Here is a 21,324-nt window from a genome sequence, read left to right on the forward strand (position 1 = left end):
TTTAATTGTATTTTTAGGCGTGATATCGGATTGCTCCATTTCATTCTCGCAATCCCTTTATCACCCTTCCTCTGCGGCGTTAGCTATATACATAACTGTCAGCATACAGAAGATAAATGCCTGCATACAGCCTGAGAACCAGTCAAAATATACACCGGTTATAGCAGGAATACCTACTCCAAGAATTGGTATCTTGGAAAGGAAATCTCCTACAGCTCCTGGGATAAGTCCAAATAAAGCTGCTGATGCAAGTCCAAGTGCCCAGTAGATAAGTCCGTCAATAACTACACCGGAAAGAATATTTCCAAAATGACGGCAAGCCATACTTACTGGTGTTGCCAACTCTGACAGGATATTAAACGGTGTCATAACTGCAATAGGAGTAGTGAATCCCTTCAAATATCCGCCAAATCCGTTGGTCTTAATCTTGGTGGCAGTGATCATTATGAAAACAACTACTGCCCAGGCTGCTTCCGTTGATAGGTCTGCTGTTGGACTTCGCAGTCCTATAAGGCTTATAAGGTTTGATACTACACTGGTAGCAAAAAGAGCTGAAACAAATGGGATCAGCTTATCAAACTTATTGCCTCCTGTGTTGTTACGGACAAAATTATTACCCGTCTCAACAAGCATTTCCGCAAAAGCCTGTCTTTTCGAAATGTTCTCGACCCGAAGGTCTCTGGTCAGGAATATACATAGTCCTGTGATGATTATCATCACTATCCAGCTGACAATCAGTGTTTCTGTAAGCTTAAAGTCTCCCAGAATCGGAATGCCAGTATGGAAGGTCTTGTATATGACCGCATAATCGACTTCGAAACCATTACTCATGCTTTCGCCTTCAACCTCCTTTCCCCGCAGACATGATCCCGCGTAGTTTTATTGTGATGCTAGGTATAAACAGCGGAACAATGCCCGCCACCAGATTAAAAACTGGAACCACTATAGCAAGTATCACCCACAGAAGCTGCATCATGGTTCGGTAACGAAGGCTAACGCCCATGGTTTCCCTGGCCCTTTTCTCATCATCTATGGATGTAACTTTCTGAACTGTAAGCGCCATCCAGAAAAAATTCCCGACAGCAACAAAAAAACCTATAATTCCAGCCAGAATCACTCTGTAATCAAAGGGTACACTCCATCCAAAGGGTGCATCCTCTGGTATTACCATATGTAAAACAAAAAATATTAAAAACATGATCAGCACGCCAATGCCTGTGCCAATTGCGATATTTCGGGTTTCCTTTTTTACTGCATCCTGTAATTTAAACATCCTGTCTCTCCCCAAATAATTCTCAGATCCATACCTACTCTATAAATGCATATTTCGCTGATAAAGCTCACATATGCTTATTGAAATAGACTTCCTTAGGATCCCTTACTCTTTTCTTTTTCTCTTCCCTGCGAATAACTGACAGATAAACCTTATAGGCGGTTGTCATAGAACCACCGAGCCCCAATATAAACCCCGGTATATATACCCAGGCACCAACAGAAAGCTTGGTGCATAGAAGATAACAAGCAAACAAGCATAAAAGAAGTGGCATAAGAAGCGACAATCCGAGCTGCCCCACCATAGCAAACTGACTTAATAACTTAGATAAATCTTTAAATTGCATATGGCCTTACCTTACTCCTTCCTGTCGCAAATTGTGTTGCAATTAACGTTATACCGATCGCTTTTTCTCTCGCAATGTACTGAATATTACATCAGGGCATAGTAATTGCGCATAACATAACAGTATAACAACTTAATAATACACTTTTTACGGCATTTCTACAACCAAAGTTAGACAATTTGGGACACTTTCTCGTTATTGTGAAAAAAAGCTGTGAACCGCATATTTACACATTTTTGCGATTCACAGCTTAGTTATTAATAAAACTTTTATCAAAATTTCGGTTATTTCACAGGATTTCTTTTACTTATTCTGCATCTTCTGTTGCAGTTGACTTTATGTGAAGCTCTTCAAGCTGCTTGTCTGTTACATAGCTTGGAGCACCCATCATGACATCTGCTGCATTCTTGTTCATAGGGAAAGGAATGATCTCACGGATTGAGTCCTCACCTGCAAGAAGCATTACCATACGGTCTACGCCAGGAGCAATTCCTGCGTGTGGTGGTGCACCGTAGCAGAATGCGTTGTACATAGCTGGGAACTTAGCCTTAACATCTTCCTCGCCAAGTCTTACCATCTCGAAAGCCTTGATCATGATCTCAGGATCATGGTTACGAACAGCACCTGATGAAAGCTCGATTCCGTTTACAACAAGGTCGTACTGATCTGCTGTAATTGAAAGAGGATCGATCTCGCCTCTCTCTGCCTTAAGAAGTGTCTCAAGTCCGCCTGATGGCATTGAGAATGGGTTGTGGCAGAATTCGAGCTCGCCTGACTCCTCACCGATTTCATACATAGGGAAGTCTACAATCCAGCAGAATTCATATTTCTCTTTGTCCATGTGTCCAGGAACAGCAGCACCAAAGGTCTTAACGATAACACCAGCAGTCTTCTGAGCCATGTTAAGCTTACCTGCTGAGAGAACTACAAGGTCTCCAGCCTTAAGTGAAAGAGCTGAAACTACAGAATCCTTGATAGGAGCAACAAACTTGGAGATACCTCCAACAAGTTCTCCGTTCTCATCCATTCTAAACCAGTAAGCCTTGTTACCTGACTGAACCTCTACATCACCGATAGTCTTGTCGATGAACTTACGGCTCTCTTTGAAATCAGAAATAACAACAGCCTTAATTCTAACGCCTGTTTCTGCGCCTGCTGTAAGAGCGCCCTCACTTGCCTCTGCTGCCTCAGCAGAAACTGTTGATGCAAATGGTCCAAAGCCGCAATCCTTGAGAACCTCAGTAACATCGTCTACTGTAAGATCAATTCTAAGGTCTGGCTTGTCTGAACCATATTTCTCCATAGCCTCAAGATATGGAATACGAGTAAATGGAGCCTTGGATGCACGGTTATATGTTCCAAACTTCTCAAATACTGGAGGAAGAACATCCTCGCATACTGAAAATACATCTTCCTGAGTAGCAAAAGCCATCTCCATATCAAGCTGATAGAACTCTCCAGGGCTTCTGTCTCCTCTTGCATCCTCATCACGGAAGCATGGTGCAATCTGGAAATAGCGATCAAATCCAGCTGTCATAAGAAGCTGCTTGAACTGCTGTGGAGCCTGTGGAAGTGCATAGAACTTACCAGGATGCTTTCTTGCTGGTACAAGGTAGTCTCTTGCTCCCTCTGGTGATGAAGCTGTAAGGATAGGAGTTGTGATCTCCATGAATCCATGCTCTGTCATAGCCTGACGAAGTGCTGAGATAACATTGCTTCTAAGGATAATGTTCTTCTTAACCTCTGGATTACGAAGATCAAGGTAACGATATTTAAGACGAGCTGTCTCATCAGCTTCTCTTGAGTGGTTGATCTCGAAAGGAAGCTCGTTGTAACGGCAGCGGCCCAGTACTGTGATAGACTCAGGAACAACCTCGATATCACCAGTCTCCTGCTTGGGGTTCTTACTGCTACGCTCTCTTACTACACCCTTAACGGAAATTGTTGACTCTTTATTGATGGCCTTGGCAGTCTTGACCATTTCCTCTGTCTCAAGGACAATCTGTGTTGTGCCATAGAAGTCACGAAGGACAACGAATCCAAGTCCTGAACCAACTTCACGCATGTTCTCAAGCCATCCAACAAGAGTAACGCTCTCGCCAACATTGGCCATGCGCAGCTCACCACAGTTATGTGTACGTGATTGCATCATGATATTTCTCCATTTCTTTTAAATCTAGCAGGAAATCAGGAAAAATCTGCATCCTGCATTATTTACATCATACAAAAAATAAGTGCGTGATACAGGAAAAAATCCAATATCACGCACAACATTTTAAAACAACATTATACTTGTTGCAAGTTGAAATTATGTTATTCAGTTTTCACCCTCGTACCACACGCATCTCACGGAGTAAATTCTGTTTCCATAGTCTTTGAGCGTGGTGTACGAATCTTTTAATGGGTCCATGCAGATATACTGCCCATTCTCTGCACCAATGATCAGAACAAAGTGGTGATAGCTAAAAAGTGATTTCCTGTGAACCTTCACAATTGGATATCTCCCCTGAGCAAGGCACTCATCAATATAGCTAGAATTAAGGTCGCTGAAAACCTGAGCATTAAATCCAGGGAGACTGTCAAGCTTGCTCCACTGCATATTTCCATCGTCATCAAATACGCCATTTTCTGACAGCAAAGTTACAGTTTCTTCTGGAGTTAAAGGATTGTCTGTTTCAGAAATCGCCGAAGCTATGCATGTTGTAATGCATCCTGAAGATTCCATGGTATACTTGGATTCTCCAAGATGAATATCCTTCCATCTATCATCATCCTGCCTGTAGCCAACCATTTTTTCAGGTACAGGATACTCTACGTTGCACTTAACATTGATTCCGCCGCGGTTCTTAGCGATTTGTGACAATAGCAGTATGCCAAGGACCACTACTAAAACTAAAACTATATACATTTTTCTTTTCTTCATTTATGCCCTCACAAAACAATACTCATTTACGGCGTGTTAAATCTGTCTTATATCATATCAGCGGCTCTGCAATATAAAACCCTCGATGCAATGTATTTCAGCATCGAGGGTGAATGCTCAAAACTTGTTTATTTCACTTTATTGCCGCCCCATTCAACTACTGTAAAGCCGCCACGAAGCGGTGTCTCGAGGTACTGAGGGTTGATCTTGATGTATCTATCTGTTGGATACCAGGCCATAAATACACGAATCAGAGTATCAGGTTCAGGTGAAACTGTAAGCTTAGCTCCTCGACTATAGGTATTACCCTGGAAGCTCACCATATTATAAGGATTCTTTTCCATCATAGGAAGCCAGAACTCGATGAATTCTGCTCTCTCAGAATCATTCAATCCAAGGATTGCAAGCTTCTCATTAAGGAATTTCTCTGTATCCTCACCTTTTACACAGAAGCCTGAATAAAAGTCATAGGAATAGTTTGGATCGCCTTCCCAGAAAAGATAGTCATAGGTCTGTCCCTCAAAAGTTATCTTGCCGTCTCTATTAGCGGTTACATTCCAGGTGTTCTCGGCATTAAACTCCGGAATAAGGTCCACAAGATTTCCATCATAATCAAGCCTTACAGATATTTCTGTATTGTCCTCTAATGGATACAGGTAAATGACTGGCTTGAGATCTCCAGAATCCGCAGGGCTTCCGCCAGTTCCAACTGTTCTATCTGTGCTATTGCTGCCAGCAGAAGTGCAACCTACAAGTCCCATGAGCAATGCAATTAATAATATTCCAACAATCGATCTTCTCTTCATAAGGAAACCTCCTTAACACCCCTAGTACAAAAACGAAAAGCTACTGTACTACTATAATTATAGCGCCAAAAACAATGTTTTTGGCGCTATTTACAGAGAATTTACAAAGTATTAACAATATCGTTTAAGTATTAGTCTAGCTTAAGAAGCATTGTGAGAACACGAGCAGCGGATTTCTCTAAATCTTTTCTTGAAAGTGCCTTTTTATCAATGGCTGCAAGGAGCTGATCAGTATAGCCACAGCCCATTTTGATGTCATTGCCTGCAAGGACTTCTTTGTAGTGTTCACCATAGCCCCACCAGTCACTTACAACTACGCCTTCAAAGCCCCACTCATCTCTGAGGATTCCTGTAAGAAGGTCATAGGACTCAGAAGCTCTCTGTCCGTTTATTATATTGTAGGAAGACATGATGCTCCAAGGTTCTGCCTCTTTTACAATTATTTCAAAGGCCTTTAAGTAGATTTCTCTAATGGCTCTTTCTGATGCTCTTGAATCGCTGCCCTTTCTGTTGGATTCCTTGTTATTAAGGGCAAAGTGTTTAGGAGTAGCAGCGATATTGTTGCTCTGAATACCACGAACCATAGCTGCTGCCTGCTTACCAGCAAGGAATGGATCTTCTGAATAGTACTCAAAGTTTCTTCCGCACAGAGGACTTCTGTGAATATTTACTGCAGGTGTTAGCCATGCGCCAAAGTTACACTCTTTTGCCTCAGCACCACCAGCTACACCAACCGCATAACAAACGTCTTCATTCCAGGTGCATGCAAGAAGAGTTGAGCATGGGAATGCTGTTGTCTGAACGCCAACTTCAGGTGCGATCCTGACTCCGGCAGGGCCATCGCAGGTCATGGCTGATGGAACACCAACCTCTGGAAGGTTACCATATCCAAAGGTGTTGGCCATACCCATATTGGGCTGTCCGCCAAGGAGAGATGCAAGCTGCTCATCAGAAAGCTGCTTCATGAAATCTTCAAGGGTTATCTTGCATTCTGCAACTTCAATGAATTTCTTGGGATCCTTGTCACTTGGTGGAAGGAAGAGCTGGAACATATCCTGGGGACGAACCTTAGGTGTCTTTAGTACTTTCCAGTTGATAGTCTCCTTCCAGTCTTTTTCTCTTTTAAATATTGAAGCATATGTATCAACAGGCTTAAGCTGTGGAAGCTCCTCAAATGTACCATCAGAGAGCATTCTCTTTTTAAGAGATGTTGGAACGAGCTTATTTGAAACCTGCTCTACAACTACGTTTTTCTTAAGTTCATATTTATAATCAAGTTCTCTTACGTCTCTTACGGATGTTCCAAGATAGAACTTGTACTGGCCCTTTTCAAGAACCCAGGCAGCTTTTTTAACCTTGCCAAGGTCATCATAGGAAGCCATATCATCCATATAAAGAGCTATTGTCACGCGCTCGCTCTCACCTGGTGCAAGAAGGCGTGTCTTGTAATATCCGCCAAGAACCTTAGCGGGTTTTCCAAGCTTGCCCTGAGGCGCACTGTAGTAGAGCTGCACTACTTCTTTTCCTGGACGTTTTCCAACATTGGTAACAATTGCTCTTACTACGATAGCATCTGCAAGGTTATTGTCTGTCTTTGTTTCATCAGCTGATTTCACACTCTTTGCAGTTTTTCCGCTGTTTTCCTTCGCTTTTGTGGATACGGCAATTGAATCTTCTACAACGCTCTCAACTGTGAAAGCTTCTGCCTTGCAATCCTCAAGCAAGAATGTCGTGTAGGAAAGGCCAAATCCAAATGGATAGTTTACCTTTTTAGCAGCCCCTGGAATTGTCTCAAAGTATCTGTAACCAACATAGATATCTTCTGTGTAATCAACGTACTCATCATCCTCATGGAATCCGTCTGTTGATGGGTAATCCTCAAGCTTTGCCGCAAATGTATCTGCAAGCTTGCCTGATGGATTGACCTTGCCAATGAGAATTCTTGCTGCTGCAAGGCCGCCTTCTATTCCGCCCTGCCATGCCATAAGAACTGATGAAATAGCATCATCATTTTTAAACCAGGTAGTATCAACAATTCCGCCTACGTTCATAACAACTATGACATTGGAGAAGTTTTCTTTTACCTGCTTGACCATCTTCTTTTCTGCATTTGTCAGATAGAAATCGCCATGGTCGAAGATCTTGTTGGCCTGAGCAACAAGTCCTACGTCCTCACACTTGATTTCTCTGTCTACTCCTGCAACTTTTCTATCCCAGCCCTCACCAGAGAATCTGCTGATAGTGATGATTGCAGTATCTGTGAAGGCTGCAGCGTCGCTTACAATATCCTCTGCAAGAGCCGGCTCTTTTAACATGCCAGGGGCAATGCCCTGTCTGTACTGCTCTTCTACATATTCCTTGTAAAATCTGGCTGATTTGTCAAATATTGAAATGTCTTCAGAAAACTGTGACAGGCCCTCGTAAAGGTTTCTCACATAAGGCACTGTAACATCTCCGCTTCCGCCGCCTCCCTTTACATAGTCAAAGGTTCCCTTTCCAAAAAGTGCTACCCTTGTACCTTTCCTTATAGGAAGAACATTTCTCTCGTTCTTAAGAAGAACCATTCCTTCACAGGCTGCATCACAGGAAAGAGCGATGTGCTCCTTGCTGGCTGTAACTCTCTCACCATTTGCGCCCAAAGGAAGATTTGGTGTGTATTTGATTCTTGCCCATTTTTCCATAATATACCTCGCTAAACCTCTAATACATTTTTCATGCGTTTGCACTTGAAATCATAGCATATAGCTGCATTGGAAACAATTCTCGCGGGCGCTATTTAACACAAATTTAACTGTGGTAAACTTATATGTAGATTTTATTATTGCAAGTTTTAAAGTAGATAAAATGACCTATAAAGTATATATGAATTACCAGGGAGAATTTGCGCTATGAACATATGCCTTCTTAACGATTCCTTTCCGCCTGTCATAGACGGCGTTGCCAACGTGGTTATGAATTACGGAAATATCCTGACTACAGAACTTGAGTCAAATGTAATTGTAGGGACGCCAAGATATCCTGATACAAGTTATGATGGATATCCTTACAAGGTTGTTGCCTATCCAAGCTTTGATACAACGGATTTTGTAAAGGGCTATAGGACAGGTTATCCACTATCCATAAGGGAAATTGACCAGATGGCTGATATGAAGCCTGATATCATACACACTCACTGTCCTGCTGCCTCTACAATCATGGGAAGGATTCTTAGAAGAGAGACCGGTGCTCCTCTTATCTTCACCTACCACACCAAATTTGATGTAGATATCGCAAGGGCTGTAGGCGATGGCTTACTAAAAAAGGAAACAATCAAAACAATGGTTAAAAACATCGAAGCCTGCGATGATGTCTGGGTAGTATCAGAGGGAGCCGGAGAAAACTTGCGTTCACTGGGCTTTCAGGGCGAGTATAGGGTAATGCCAAACGGCGTTGATTTTCCTAAAGGCCGCGCAAGCTTAGATGCGGTAAAAGAGCTTCAGAATTCATATGACATTCCAGAAGGAATTCCACTATTCCTATTCGTCGGCCGTCTCATGAAGTATAAAGGTCTTCCTATAATCATCGATGCCATGAAGGAATTATCTACAAAAGGTATCGATTACAGAATGGTCTTCGTGGGCGGAGGTGCTGATGCTGAGGAGATGCAGGCACTTGCAAAAGAGTACGGGATATCTGACAAAGTCATCTTTACAGGCCCGGTTCGCGACAGGGAAAAACTGCGTGCATGGAACACCAGAGCAGACCTCTTCCTGTTCCCATCCACCTATGACACCAACGGTATTGTAGTTAGAGAAGCTGCAGCCTGCGGACTTGCCAGTGTTCTGATAAAAGGATCCTGCGCTGCAGAAGGCATAACCCATGACAGGAACGGTTATCTCATAGAAGAAAATGCCCAGTCAATGGCAGCTCTCCTTGAGCAGCTATCAGGAAACCTTGATAGAATGCACCAGGTTGGGCAAAAAGCCATGGATGAAATCTACATTTCCTGGGATCAGGCTGTTCGAATAGCCTATGACAGATACAAGGAAATCCATGAAATGGCCAAAAGTGGAGAACTTGGAATCAGAAAACATCAGAGCTTTGAATATCTTATGAGCTCAGCTGCTGATATTCTCAATGGAACACAGAAGGTTTTCGTTGATATCCCAAAAGAGATTCACGAAGGCATGCGGGAGAACTACGAGGAATTCAAGGGAAGAGTCAGCGATAACCTCCAAGAGATGAAAGGCAACATGGAAGATTTTAAGCAAGACTTCCGAGATAATGTCGAAAGTATCAAGAGTGATATAAACGATGGTATCGACAGACTTAAAGACAACATAACAGGCGACTTCTCAGATGATAAATATGATGATACCTGAAACATCGCACTAATAACACATTTTCTGTATCTATCCTAATCAGTAAAGAAGGCTACTATGAAGAAAGAAAACATCAGTCAAAATAATCATGATTGGTACAAACCCATGAGCTTCTACCAGATCTGGGTCAGAAGCTTCTGTGATGGAAATGGAGACGGAATTGGAGATCTGTACGGAGTCTATGACAAGCTTGAATATGTAAAGTCCCTTGGAGTAGATGGCATATGGTTTTCTCCAATTTACCCATCCCCCAATGCGGATTTTGGATATGACATTTCAGATTACAAGGACATCCATCCTGATTTCGGAGATCTTGACCAGTTTAAAAGAGTGTTACGCAAGGCTCATAGTCTCGGACTTAAGGTAGTAATGGATCTTGTCATAAACCACACTTCAGATGAGCATCCCTGGTTCTTAGAATCAAGGAAGGGCAAGGATAATCCCTATAGCGACTACTATATTTGGAGAGATAAGCCCAACAACTGGAAGAGTCTTTTTGAAGGTGAAGCCTGGGAGTATGATCCAGTAAGAGGTCAGTACTACCTTCACATCTTTGCCAAGAAACAGCCTGACCTTAACATGGATAACCCCAAGGTTCGCCAGGAAGTAAAGGATATCATGCGATTCTGGCTGGATATGGGCGTGGACGGTTTTAGAGAAGACGTGATCAACTTCATTTCCAAAAAAGAAGGTCTTCCTGATGGATTATCTTTTTTACCAGCAGCAACCGGAATGTCCCATTACAAGGACGGTCCTCATATTCATGAGTATCTGTCAGAATTCAGGAAGGTTTGCAATGAGTACGACTGCTTCCAGTTAGGCGAGGGCCCCATGACAACGGTTTCTTCTGCCATGAAGTACCTTACAGGCAAGACCAAGTCCCTGGATATGATGTTTTCCTTTGATCATATGATGGCAGACTGTCTGTATACAGAATATCTTCACAGGCCTTTTTCCCTTGTGAAGCTAAAAAAGGCTTTCACCAAATGGCAAAACGCCCTTGGTGGCAAGGCCTGGAATGCGCTATATCTTGAGAATCACGACCATCCCAGGATCATCAGCAGGTACGGAAGCGAGTACTTCTGGAGAGAAAGCGGAACCATGCTGGCTGCCAGCTACATCTTTCAGCAGGGAACGCCTTTTATCTACCAGGGACAGGAAATTGGCATGACTAACATAAAGCTCATGTCAATTGACCAGTATGTAGACGTTTCATCCATTACCAATTACCACACCTACCACCTAAAAGAAGACCCAGAAAGGCGTCTCCACCGCATCCACTTATCTAGCAGGGATTCAGCCAGAACTCCAATGCAGTGGAACGCTACTGACAACGCAGGTTTTTCCAAGGTTAAGCCCTGGTTCTACGTAAATCCCAATTACAAGCGTGTGAACGTGGCAAAAGAGGAGCCTGATAAGCTGAGCATTTTAAACTTCTACAGAAAATGTCTTGCCCTCAGAAAGAGTTCTGAGACCCTGATCTACGGCGACTACACAGAACATTTTCCAAAGGACAAGAATATCTATATGTATGAGCGAAGCCTTGACGATGAAAGCTATTTGGTTATATGCTCTTTCTCTAGGTTCCCGGTCAAGGCCCATAAGCCCCCAAAGTTTTCCGGATGCCACGGAGAGCTGGTTCTATGCAACTATCCAGATATGAAGACAGATCCTCACGCAGGAATAGTCGGTAATATCCATCTGGGCCTTAATGAACAGGAGCTTAAAAAGGGATATCTTCGTCCTTATGAAACCAGGGTGTATAGATATATACGTCGAAGATAAAGATATTACCTTCTTTCGATGTACAAATATGAGGAGAATTATTATGAAAAGAAAATCTGTTAAAACTATCGCTGCTTCTATAGCAATGATCATGTGCCTAAGTGCATGCACCAGCACTGGAAATGTAATAAATAACGATGGTGCAACCGGAGTTTCAACCCCGGCAATTGAAGATGCCACTAATTCAGGTACTGTATCAGACGGCGCAATAACCACAGGCTACCAGGTAACTGTGGTTAACCACCCAATTTCTTCATCCCAGGACGGGAAGGTTCTCTGCACTGGCAGCTACCCTGAGATTGTCCTTTCTGATGAGTGTAAAGAAAAATATCCTAAGCTTTCTGAAAACATAAATAATTACAATGAAACCAATAGTTTCGGGTCAACTAATAACATTTCCGAATATGCCTCATGGGCCATGGAAGATGACTACAACACTGAAGGCTATTACGACTCTAAATCAGCTGACATAGTAAGATTTGACGATAAGCTTTTTACTGTATTTGAAATTAGTAGTAGTTTTACTGGTGGTGCTCACCCAAATCATTATTCATATTCTACAAATTATGATCCTGTAACTGGTGAAATATTAAGACTTGATCAGGTTTTAGATGATTCATCAATACTTTATGATGGCATCAGAACAGAGCTTGAAAAGGCTTATCCAGGAATCATGGAAGAGGTAGACAGTTTCTACTTCCAAGAAGAAGGTCAGGATCCTGATCAGTTTGTTCAGAAACTTAAGGACGATACCTATACCTGGACAATAGATGAAAAGGGACTAAACATTTTCTTTTCACCCTACGAGATTGCTTCATATGCAGCAGGGGATCTTGATATAACCCTATCCGCAAAAGACTATCCTAATCTTGTAAAAGCAGATTACCTGTTGGATAAGCCTCAGGATCTTACTTCCATAGTAAGCCGCACAGATGCTGACACTATAGAAGTTGCACCAACCGAAAAAGAACCAGATCCAGAAAGCGTATCTATTTCAAATCCGACCTGGAAATATTATAAAGCATCGGAAGCTACAGTTCCGGCCAGCAGCCACTTGACGCTGACCAAGACCAAGGAAGAAAAATCAGACTATCTCGACACCTACGCATGGGCTGAGGCCAATGATCTGCAAACAGAGATGCTGACCCACGAGGATGACAACTATTTTTATGTCGGAACAAATGAAGTAGAATATGCAAACTCCTACCAGGGGATTGATATCTATGATACTGAGATGAATACCATGTATTACAGCTTTGATCTGTCTGAGCTCTGTGATGGCCCTGACTACGAGGAGGAGAAAACCTCTGCAGTTCACCAGTTCATCCGTTATGCCACAATCGTTGACAATATTCTATATGCAGAAATCGGTCACCTTGGCTATGCCTCTGAAGAGTCAGATTCCAGCTATATTGTAGCTATAAACCTTGCAACAAATGAGCTTGTATTTAGAAGTGAACCCCTTGTAGCAAATGGCAGCAACTTTAAAATAGTTGATGACACAATCATCTGCGGCTATGGATTTACTTCAGAACCTGATCATATCTATCTTCTTGATAGATTTACCGGAGAAAAATATGACTCAATCCAGATAAACTCTGCTGCAGACCAGTTCCAGATAAAGGGCGACACTCTTTACGTTGCAACCTACAATACGGCTTACGAATTTACTATTTCGCACTGACTAAAAGAAAAAAGCGCTCCAGGACAAATGTCTTGGAGCGCTTTTTATATTCGTATTGGACTAGCTTTCACACTAAGATGAATGCGTATCTAGCAATTTGCATATCGCGGGATATTCATCACGTAGCAAGGTGAAGCAAGTTTGTTGCTATGTTGAAGTACACGAGAAGTGAAAGTGCATCAACAATAGTTGTGATAAATGGACTAGCCATTACTGCCGGGTCAAAGCCCACCTTGGATGCCAGCATAGGAAGACAGCATCCAACCATCTTGGCGATCAGAACTACTATCAGCAGTGTCAGGCAGATTACTGCTGCCACTGTGATTGCAAGCTTATCAAACAAAAGCAGCTTTATAAAGTTTGCAACAGATAGTGTAAGTCCGCAGAGCACTGCTACACGTGCCTCTTTCCATATTATCCTTAAAAGATCTGAAAACTCGATCTCTTTAAGTGACAAGGCACGGATAATAGATACACTAGCCTGTCCTCCGGCGTTACCACCTGTATCCATCAGCATTGGAATGTATGCTGTCAGTACAACATAGGCAGACAGGGCATCCTCAAAGCCTGTAATAATGGCCCCTGTAAAGGTAGCACTGATCATGAGGAATAAGAGCCAGGGTATTCTGTTTTTGTAGGTTTCAAATATTCCAACCTTGGGATATGGCTTGTCGGATGGCATGATAGCAGCCATCTTCTCGATATCCTCGGTAGCCTCTTCTTCCAAAATGTCAACTACGTCATCGATAGTGATGATACCAACCATACGTGTTTCCTGATCTACAACAGGCATGGCTGTGAAACCGTATTTCTGGAACATTCTGGCAGCTTCTTCCTGGTCAGTAAGGGTTCCTATACTGATGACATTGGTGTTCATGATATCGCCAATGACTTCATCCGGCTTCATTATGAGTAGATATCTAAGAGCAACGGTTCCGACCAGAACCTTTTGGTTTGTAACAACGTAACAAATGTTGATAGTCTCTGAATCAAGGCCCTTTTTACGAATACGCTCTATAGCATCTGCTACAGTCATGTTCTCTCTAAGGTCCACGTACTCCACAGTCATGATACTGCCGGCGGAATCCTCAGGGTACTGAAGAAGGTGGTTAATATCAGCCCTTGTCTCTGGGCTGGCATTGGCCAGAATACGCTTAACAACGTTGGCAGGCATCTCCTCCAACAGGTCAGTAGCATCATCGGCCATCAGATTTTCAATAACGTTGGAAGCTTCTCGGTCCGACAGTGAACGGATAATATATTGCTGGTTATCCAGTTCCAGATCGGCAAATACATCAGCAGCCATGTCCTTGGGCAGGATTCTGAACATTTTAAGGGAATCCTCGTCCTCCATCTCTCCCATTGCGGCAGCGATATCAGTAGTGTTCATCTCTGCGATAGTCTGGCGAAGCTTAGTGTATTGCCTGGACTCAAGAAGTTCTTGCAAGATTTCAGCGATTGTCTTCTCTTCTTGTAATTCCATTGTAATAATCTCCTATTATATTAAGTTTGGTGGTTTTTAACTTGGTACTTCGACCAGGAGCAGGATCACTACTACTAGCATATAAATGTGAACTTGACTTCATAAAAACCACCTTCCTTTCCTTCGGAGATTTATTCACCATGGAATGCCCGGAATAGTGGGCTTTCTCGAATGAATACGAAAACGCATCAGAAATTTATATATGGCAAAAGAATTGCCGGAAACTTTTTTCTGCGCAATATTACTTTAGCACAGAATCCAATTAGTTGGTACATAATTTTATATCAGCACCAATTTTCTACATATTACCCAATGACCTTTACAGTCCAATGTATTTTTTTCTCAAATATAACCCTAAAACTATAAGTCCAAGAGTCTCTATCAAGTGAAAAATAACGGAAGTCCATACGATTCCGATCCTATATCCTCCAACTGTTATGGTCTGCATTTCAAGAAGGACAAAAGATAATAGGAAAAATGCCATAAGTATCATGGTCAGAACCTTTATAAGCTTGTCATTAAGAAATATTCCGGTCATCAGACTTCCCAGCAAAAGAGCTATGAGGATACCAATATACTTAAATCCATGAGTGTTATTGTAAATAGCAATAAAATCCTCATTTGAAATAGAATCGCTGCTAAAATCAATAAGATCTGCTATGAATCTTCTGTAAACCAAAGAACATATATCGTAAACCATTCTGACAGCTACAAGAATAACTCCCCACAGCTCAAGGAGTCTTAATATGGAATTTCCAGTAAGAGCCGGCACTTTGTTGCCCATAGCTTCTTTCTGAAGGACGGCCATTTTAAGACGATCAGCTTCATCCACCACCGATAGGGCCTTTTTAAGCCTGTCATAGGCCGATATAAACACAATGGCCATGAGAATGACCTGCGCTGCTGCCACTGCAATCTGCCCTACCAGAATTGCAGGATTTGCAAGATCAGGCTGACTTGCGTTTGCCTTCGGAACAAACCTTCTTACTAAAAACAATGCAATATTGGATAAAACATGTATTCCTGCTGCCCAGAAAAGTGAATTTGACAGGAAATGTTCTTTTCTATTTACGTACATATATGAATCCTCACGTCACGCCCGTATTGCCCATCTCATCTTGGTTGATTTACTTCTAGGATTTACTCTGCATTCCTCAGCAGATGGCCTTGTCACATCATCAGAAATATCGCTGTAGAGTCCAGCCTTCTTGCCCTCTTTAAAGGCCTTTTTAACAAGTCTGTCCTCTCCTGAATGGAAAGTCAGAATTGCTACCCTCGCTCCTGGCTTTAATATTCCAGGAAGCTTTTCCAAAAATGCATACAAAACCTCAAACTCACTGTTAACATCTATTCTAAGAGCCTGGAAAACTCTAGCGCAGCTCTTCTTGATGGCATCGGCCTTCTCTTCCTTGGGAACCTTCCAAAGGGCTGATTCAATGGCCTCTCTAAGAGCTGTTGTGGTATCCATGGGATTTCCCTTTTTCATAAGGTTAAAAACCTTATCAGCAATTTCCTCAGCATAAGGCTCATCAGAGTTTTCAACCATCATGCCCACAAACTCATCTCTTGTAATATTATGAAGGCGCTGTGCTGCTGATTCTCCGTGCTCCGGATCAAGTCTTAGATCCAGTGGCCCATCTATTTTATAGGAAAACCCTCGACTTGGATCATCGATCTGCATTGAAGACACCCCAAGATCAGCAAGGACAAAGTCGAACTTCCCTGCCTCCTTGGCCACCTGATCTATGTTGGCAAAATTAGTAAGCCTGAATTTAAAGACATCCTCGCCATATCCAGCGTTTCTAAGGCGCTCCACTGTCTTTTTTGATTCTATTGGATCAACATCAAGGCCATAAATACAGCCACCGGAGCTTCCTTCCCCACTATCTGGCGCTTCATTTGCCTTTCCCGTTAACTGCTCCAGCATCTTCCTGGTATGGCCACCATAACCTAAAGTGCAATCAAGTCCCTGCTCTCCTGGCTGTATCTTAAGCACATCCAGTATTTCTTTTACCATGATGGAAATATGCATTCCAGCTGGGGTTGAGCCCTTGGATATTACGTGAGCCACGGTGTCAGCGTACTTCTCCGGGTTCTGCTCTTTATATTTTTCTTCAAACTTTTTGGGATATTTACCTGAATAATGCACTCTTCTCTTGTGCTGCTTTTCTTCCATAAAAAAACCTTTCGCGTATTATCACAATTACAGCGGCATAGCCCTTCTTCTGGAATGCATCTTGGCTTCCATTGCGTGCTGGACGTATATATCTGCATTTTCTGTGATTCCGTGTTTCTCTTTATCACTGATAGGTCTTACAACCTTGGCAGGGCTTCCAAAAGCCATCATGCCGTCAGGAATTACTGTATTCTCTGTAACAAGGGCTCCCGCTCCTATGATACAGTCATTTCCAATCTGAGCGCCATTCATAATGATAGCTCCCATGCCGATCAGAACGTTGTTGCCAACGCTGCATCCATGAACTATGGCGCTGTGGCCGATTGTCACGTTGTCACCTACAGAAAGCTTATAATCCTTGTCCACATGAAGAACCGCAAGATCCTGTATATTTGTGCGGTTTCCGATGTGGATTTCTCTGGAATCTCCTCTTATTACAGAGTTGTACCAGATGCCACAGTCACTTCCCACTGTTACATCTCCCACAACCTGTGCTCCTGGTGCAATAAATACACTATTGTCAATCTTTCTCATACGATCCCCTCACTGCAAATCTTTTCAAAACTAACTCATTTTATCTCTTATGTTATTGCAAAAAAAGACTTGTTTTTTTCCAAAAATATTATAGCTCGTACTTGGATTTTTTCCTGCTGATCTCACTAATATACGCAGCTGTTATCATACCAGACGGAAGAGCGATCACAGCCACTCCTACCAGTGCAGATACCATTGTTATCAGGCGTCCCACATTGGTTGTTGGATAAATATCGCCATATCCAATTGTTGTTATAGAAATAGTCGCCCAATAGAGTGCATCAAAGAAATTTGCAAAAAGATCCGGCTCTAGTTGGAAAATAAGCATCGCCGATACAAAAATGTAAATGATTATAAGTATCAGTACTGCCAAGAGCTCTTTTTTTACTTTTCTAAGGACATTTGCAATGACAACAGCAGTTTTCGAATACCTGATCAGTTTGAGCACTCTGAATGCTCTAAAAAGCTTTAGTAACCCGATAGATGCTCCCACCGGCGTAAAAAGATAAACGATCGGCACAATTGACAGGAAATCAAAAAGAGCCATCGGTGAGAGAATGTAAGCGATATAAGCTTTAAAGCTCTTGTAGCCCATCTTGTAATCCGCAGTCCAGACACGTGATACATAATCAATAACAAAAATCAGTGTCGTCAGCACTTCAATTGCATAAGTGTAAGAATTATCCGACTTTAAAGTCAGTGGAATCATTCCAACAATTACAGCAGTGGTCATAAGTACATCATAAGCTCTGCTGGAAGCATCTCCGATACTCGATACTTCGATAACCTCGTAAACCCTTTTCTTGATCTGCTCTTTCTGCATATCTTTCTGGCCCTCTCACAGTCTTTTCTTTAGCTGCCAAAATTACCTGTTACAAATGCAAGAATCCCCAAGGCTGCAAGTATAATGCTGAAGATCCGACATAAGGTTACAAATATTCTGGAGTATATGCCGACTTTAGACTTTTTTACGCCCAAGTCGTCTATGTATACGTCTTTCCCATGCTTGTTTGTCATAAATTCCTACCCTGCCCCTCTTTAAGAAATCAGCAAAACCGCCACATCGTTAACGTTTGTTCCTGTCGGGCCCGTGATAATAAGCCCATCCACAGCCTTAAGTGCATTATAAGCATCATTATTATCAAGATAGGAATTGACATTCATCCCCTTTTCACAAAGATCTGATACTGTTTGTCCATCAGCATATCCACCTGCTGCATCCGTTGGGCCATCCGTTCCATCACTTCCAACAGAGAACACTGCTGCGTTAGAAAGGCCGTTTAGTCCTATTGCTGCAGATAAGGCAAGCTCCTGATTGCGGCCGCCTTTACCTGTGCCTTTTAAGTGAACCACCGTCTCACCTCCAGCAATATAGGCAAGTTTCTTATCGCCCTTTCTACTGTTGCTTATTGCAATACTTGCCAAAAAGCTACCTGCATCCCTGGCTTCACAGGAGAGCATATCTGTAAGAATAATAGGTTCATAGCCAAGGTCTTTTGCAGCATTTGATGCAGCAGTGCAAAGTTCCCTGACTGAACCGGTAATAACTGAAGTTACATTACTTAATTCCTTTGGTGTCTCTTTTCCAAGGAGATTTCTAGCCTCATCTGATAATTTGAGATTGTACCTTGCTGCAATTTCCTGAGCCTGCTGACATGTTGAAGAATCCGGAACCGCCGGGCCGCTAGCTATCATGTCAAGAGGGTCGCCTAGAATATCGCTTAGAACAATGCTATAAACCTTGGCAGGCGCAGCAACCTCAGCAAATCTTCCGCCCTTTACTCCGCTAAGGCGCTTTCTGATGGTGTTTATTTCCACAATATCTGCGCCACAGGCAAGAAGCTGCTTGGTAATGTCTTGAAGTTCCTCTCCGGAAATAAGCGGTGATTCAAATAATGCGCTTCCGCCTCCTGATAATAGGAAAAGAACTGTATCATCCGCTCCAAGTGGCCTTACCAGATCAAGCGCTTTCCTGGTTGCGCTAAAGCTATTCTCATCAGGAACCGGATGCCCTGCCTCGCAGCAAGTAATACCAGGAATGTCTCCTTTTACGTGATCATATTTTGTTACAACAATTCCTTCTGAAATATCCGGCATTTCTTTTACAGCAGCATTTGCCATCTGCCAGGCCGCCTTACCTGCAGCCACTAAAACCACCTTACCAGTGCCTTTTTTAAAGCCCTTTAGAGCTCTTTTAACTGCTTCATCCGGAAGAACCGCGTCTATGGATTTTTTTATGATAATATCTGCGTCTTTTCTAAGTGAACTGATCATATATACCCTCTCCCTTTTTATTTCAAATATGAAATCGAGCCTACAATACAAAGGATGGAGCGGCACATAGATATGCTACCCGCCGCCCCATCATAATTTCAAAATATTTTCACTATTGTGTCATGAGTTTAGCGCAATACTCATCAAGTCATCTGGACTCTATCACCTGATCAGTGAAGGAAGAGACTCAGGATTGCTATCTCGGCAATTGCTGCGATACCCATGATGAGTGAGCCTAGAGTCCATGCCCTATAGCCCTTATCAGGTGTCATTGAACCAAAGTTTGTAACTACCCAGAAATATGAGTCATTAGCATGTGATACTGTCATAGCGCCGGCGCCGATTGCCATGCAAACTAGTGTAACCTGTACAGGTGTTGTAAATCCAAGAACCGGAAGGAGCGGAGCTACAATACCAGCTGTGGTCGTAAGTGCAACTGTTGAAGAGCCTTGCGCTGACTTAAGAATTGCTGCAAGAAGGAATGGGAAGAAAATTCCAACTGTAGAAAGAACTGTCGCATGCTCTGAAATATAGTTGACCATATCTGAAGATGCTATTACTTTACCAAGAACACCGCCTGCTGCAGTTACAAAGAGGATTGGGCCTACAGTCTTTAAGGTGTCATTAGTAATATCGTAGAACTTCTGGATCTTGCCTGCGCCTACAAGCTGCAATATTGCGCAGATTGTACCAACTGCAAGAGCGATGATAGGTGTTCCAAGGAATGTAAATATCTGAAGTGCAAAGCCGGTCATCTTGGCCATAGATGCTATTGTTGAAAGGGCCATGAGGATAATCGGAACGATGATAGGAGCAAGGGCAGAAAAGCCGTTTGGAAGCTTGCCAAATTCAGCTACAAGTTCCTCATAGGTCTTAGAAACCTCGTCCTTATCTACCTCATCATCTGCCTTTATCTTTTTGCCTACTGCCAATGCATAGAAATATGCTGCTATGATTGGGAAAATAGAGCAAAGAGCACCAAGTCCCATTACAAGTAATAGATTGTTACCGATGCCAAGTGTGTTGGCTGCTGCGATTGGTCCAGGTGTAGGAGGAATGAATACATGTGATGTGAAAAGACCTGCTGCAAGGCCTACAGACATAGCAACTGAGGAAGCTGCAGTTCTTTTTACAAGGGCTTTACGGATTGGATTTAAGATAACAAATCCGGAATCGCAGAATACTGGGATAGAAACAACCCAGCCCATAAGCTCCATTGCAAGCACCGGATGCTTTTTGCCAACTATCTTGATAACTATGTCAGCAAGCTTAAGTGCAGCGCCCGTCTGCTCCAGAATGCTTCCAATAAGTGCTCCCAGGATAATTACAATACCAATTGATGTAAAGGTTCCTGAAAAGCCCTGGCCGATAACAGTAGCAATACCTGCCTTGGTTGATCCATCATCAAGCTTTACATCAGCAATCGGGATTCCAGCAAGGAGTCCCAATATCAGTGAAATACACATAATTGAAATAAATGGATGGGTTTTGAACTTAGAGATCATTACAATCATAAGCACGATTGCAAGAATAAAGATGATAATTAGTGGAAATCCTGTCATACAATTGTCCTCCCGAATATTTTTGTGTGATAATTCATTTATCACTATATTTAGTATACCACCGCTATAATTTATGTATATGTTGTATATGATGATTTTAATGACTGATAATTGTGC

18 protein-coding genes are annotated in these 21,324 nt (G+C 42.5%); 3 read left to right on the forward strand and 15 right to left on the reverse strand.

Annotation, left to right across the window (positions count from 1 at the left end; translation table 11 throughout):
- Positions 1-60: 60 nt before the first annotated feature.
- The 7 genes from G631_RS0110725 to G631_RS0110755 form a co-directional block, all read right to left on the reverse strand.
- Positions 61-831: a F0F1 ATP synthase subunit A gene (locus G631_RS0110725; protein WP_026489446.1), complete on the reverse strand. Its 771-nt coding sequence runs from the start codon at positions 829-831 to the stop codon at positions 61-63.
- Positions 832-841: 10 nt separating this feature from the next.
- Entirely contained in the window at positions 842-1,273 is a 432-nt protein-coding gene (locus G631_RS0110730; RefSeq protein ID WP_035789700.1) for an ATP synthase subunit I, read from the reverse strand.
- A gap of 67 nt (positions 1,274-1,340) precedes the next feature.
- Positions 1,341-1,619, reverse strand: coding sequence for an AtpZ/AtpI family protein (locus G631_RS0110735; protein ID WP_026489448.1), 279 nt, complete (start codon positions 1,617-1,619; stop codon positions 1,341-1,343).
- A gap of 307 nt (positions 1,620-1,926) precedes the next feature.
- Positions 1,927-3,771 carry an aspartate--tRNA ligase gene (aspS, locus tag G631_RS0110740; RefSeq protein ID WP_035789702.1) on the reverse strand — a complete coding sequence of 615 codons (1,845 nt, stop codon included), beginning with the start codon at positions 3,769-3,771 and terminating at the stop codon, positions 1,927-1,929.
- Between the two features lie 165 nt (positions 3,772-3,936).
- Positions 3,937-4,542, reverse strand: a complete 606-nt coding sequence (locus G631_RS0110745; RefSeq protein WP_026489450.1) for a hypothetical protein — start codon at positions 4,540-4,542, stop codon at positions 3,937-3,939.
- A gap of 128 nt (positions 4,543-4,670) precedes the next feature.
- The gene (locus G631_RS21400) at positions 4,671-5,348 is read right to left on the reverse strand and encodes a hypothetical protein (RefSeq protein WP_026489451.1); all 678 of its coding nucleotides are present in this window, start codon (positions 5,346-5,348) and stop codon (positions 4,671-4,673) included.
- Between the two features lie 131 nt (positions 5,349-5,479).
- On the reverse strand, positions 5,480-8,029 hold the full coding sequence (locus G631_RS0110755) for a glycoside hydrolase family 3 protein (protein WP_026489452.1): 2,550 nt from the start codon (positions 8,027-8,029) through the stop codon (positions 5,480-5,482).
- Positions 8,030-8,236: 207 nt separating this feature from the next.
- Here G631_RS0110755 and G631_RS18885 point away from each other — a divergent pair, with 207 nt between their 5' ends.
- The 3 genes from G631_RS18885 to G631_RS0110770 are packed head-to-tail and all read left to right on the forward strand — an operon-like array spanning position 8,237 to position 13,178.
- Complete coding sequence (locus G631_RS18885) at positions 8,237-9,709, forward strand: glycosyltransferase (protein WP_051197141.1); 1,473 nt, start codon at positions 8,237-8,239, stop codon at positions 9,707-9,709.
- 57 nt (positions 9,710-9,766) lie between these two features.
- Positions 9,767-11,494: an alpha-glucosidase gene (locus G631_RS0110765; protein ID WP_051197143.1), complete on the forward strand. Its 1,728-nt coding sequence runs from the start codon at positions 9,767-9,769 to the stop codon at positions 11,492-11,494.
- Between the two features lie 43 nt (positions 11,495-11,537).
- A complete protein-coding gene (locus G631_RS0110770) occupies positions 11,538-13,178 on the forward strand; it encodes an RsiV family protein (RefSeq protein WP_026489454.1) in 1,641 nt (546 codons plus the stop codon).
- 118 nt (positions 13,179-13,296) lie between these two features.
- Here G631_RS0110770 and mgtE read toward each other — a convergent pair whose 3' ends face one another.
- The 8 genes from mgtE to G631_RS0110805 form a co-directional block, all read right to left on the reverse strand.
- The gene (mgtE, locus tag G631_RS0110775) at positions 13,297-14,661 is read right to left on the reverse strand and encodes a magnesium transporter (RefSeq protein ID WP_026489455.1); all 1,365 of its coding nucleotides are present in this window, start codon (positions 14,659-14,661) and stop codon (positions 13,297-13,299) included.
- The gene (locus G631_RS21465; protein WP_255345410.1) at positions 14,630-14,764 is read right to left on the reverse strand and encodes a hypothetical protein; all 135 of its coding nucleotides are present in this window, start codon (positions 14,762-14,764) and stop codon (positions 14,630-14,632) included. Before G631_RS21465 ends, mgtE begins: the two co-directional genes overlap by 32 nt.
- A gap of 216 nt (positions 14,765-14,980) precedes the next feature.
- Positions 14,981-15,739, reverse strand: coding sequence for a hypothetical protein (locus tag G631_RS0110780; RefSeq protein WP_026489456.1), 759 nt, complete (start codon positions 15,737-15,739; stop codon positions 14,981-14,983).
- Positions 15,740-15,754: 15 nt separating this feature from the next.
- Positions 15,755-16,837, reverse strand: a complete 1,083-nt coding sequence (gene rsmH, locus G631_RS0110785) for a 16S rRNA (cytosine(1402)-N(4))-methyltransferase RsmH (protein WP_026489457.1) — start codon at positions 16,835-16,837, stop codon at positions 15,755-15,757.
- A gap of 27 nt (positions 16,838-16,864) precedes the next feature.
- Positions 16,865-17,371: a gamma carbonic anhydrase family protein gene (locus tag G631_RS0110790; protein ID WP_026489458.1), complete on the reverse strand. Its 507-nt coding sequence runs from the start codon at positions 17,369-17,371 to the stop codon at positions 16,865-16,867.
- A gap of 88 nt (positions 17,372-17,459) precedes the next feature.
- Positions 17,460-18,194 (reverse strand): ion transporter, encoded by a 735-nt coding sequence (locus tag G631_RS0110795; RefSeq protein WP_026489459.1) that lies wholly within the window; start codon positions 18,192-18,194, stop codon positions 17,460-17,462.
- A 215-nt stretch (positions 18,195-18,409) separates the two neighbouring features.
- A complete protein-coding gene (locus tag G631_RS0110800; protein WP_026489460.1) occupies positions 18,410-19,645 on the reverse strand; it encodes a glycerate kinase type-2 family protein in 1,236 nt (411 codons plus the stop codon).
- A 170-nt stretch (positions 19,646-19,815) separates the two neighbouring features.
- The gene (locus G631_RS0110805) at positions 19,816-21,207 is read right to left on the reverse strand and encodes a GntP family permease (RefSeq protein WP_026489461.1); all 1,392 of its coding nucleotides are present in this window, start codon (positions 21,205-21,207) and stop codon (positions 19,816-19,818) included.
- Positions 21,208-21,324: the final 117 nt, after the last annotated feature.

This window comes from Butyrivibrio sp. XBB1001, from assembly GCF_000424505.1.
In the GTDB taxonomy this organism is placed as follows: domain Bacteria; phylum Bacillota; class Clostridia; order Lachnospirales; family Lachnospiraceae; genus Butyrivibrio.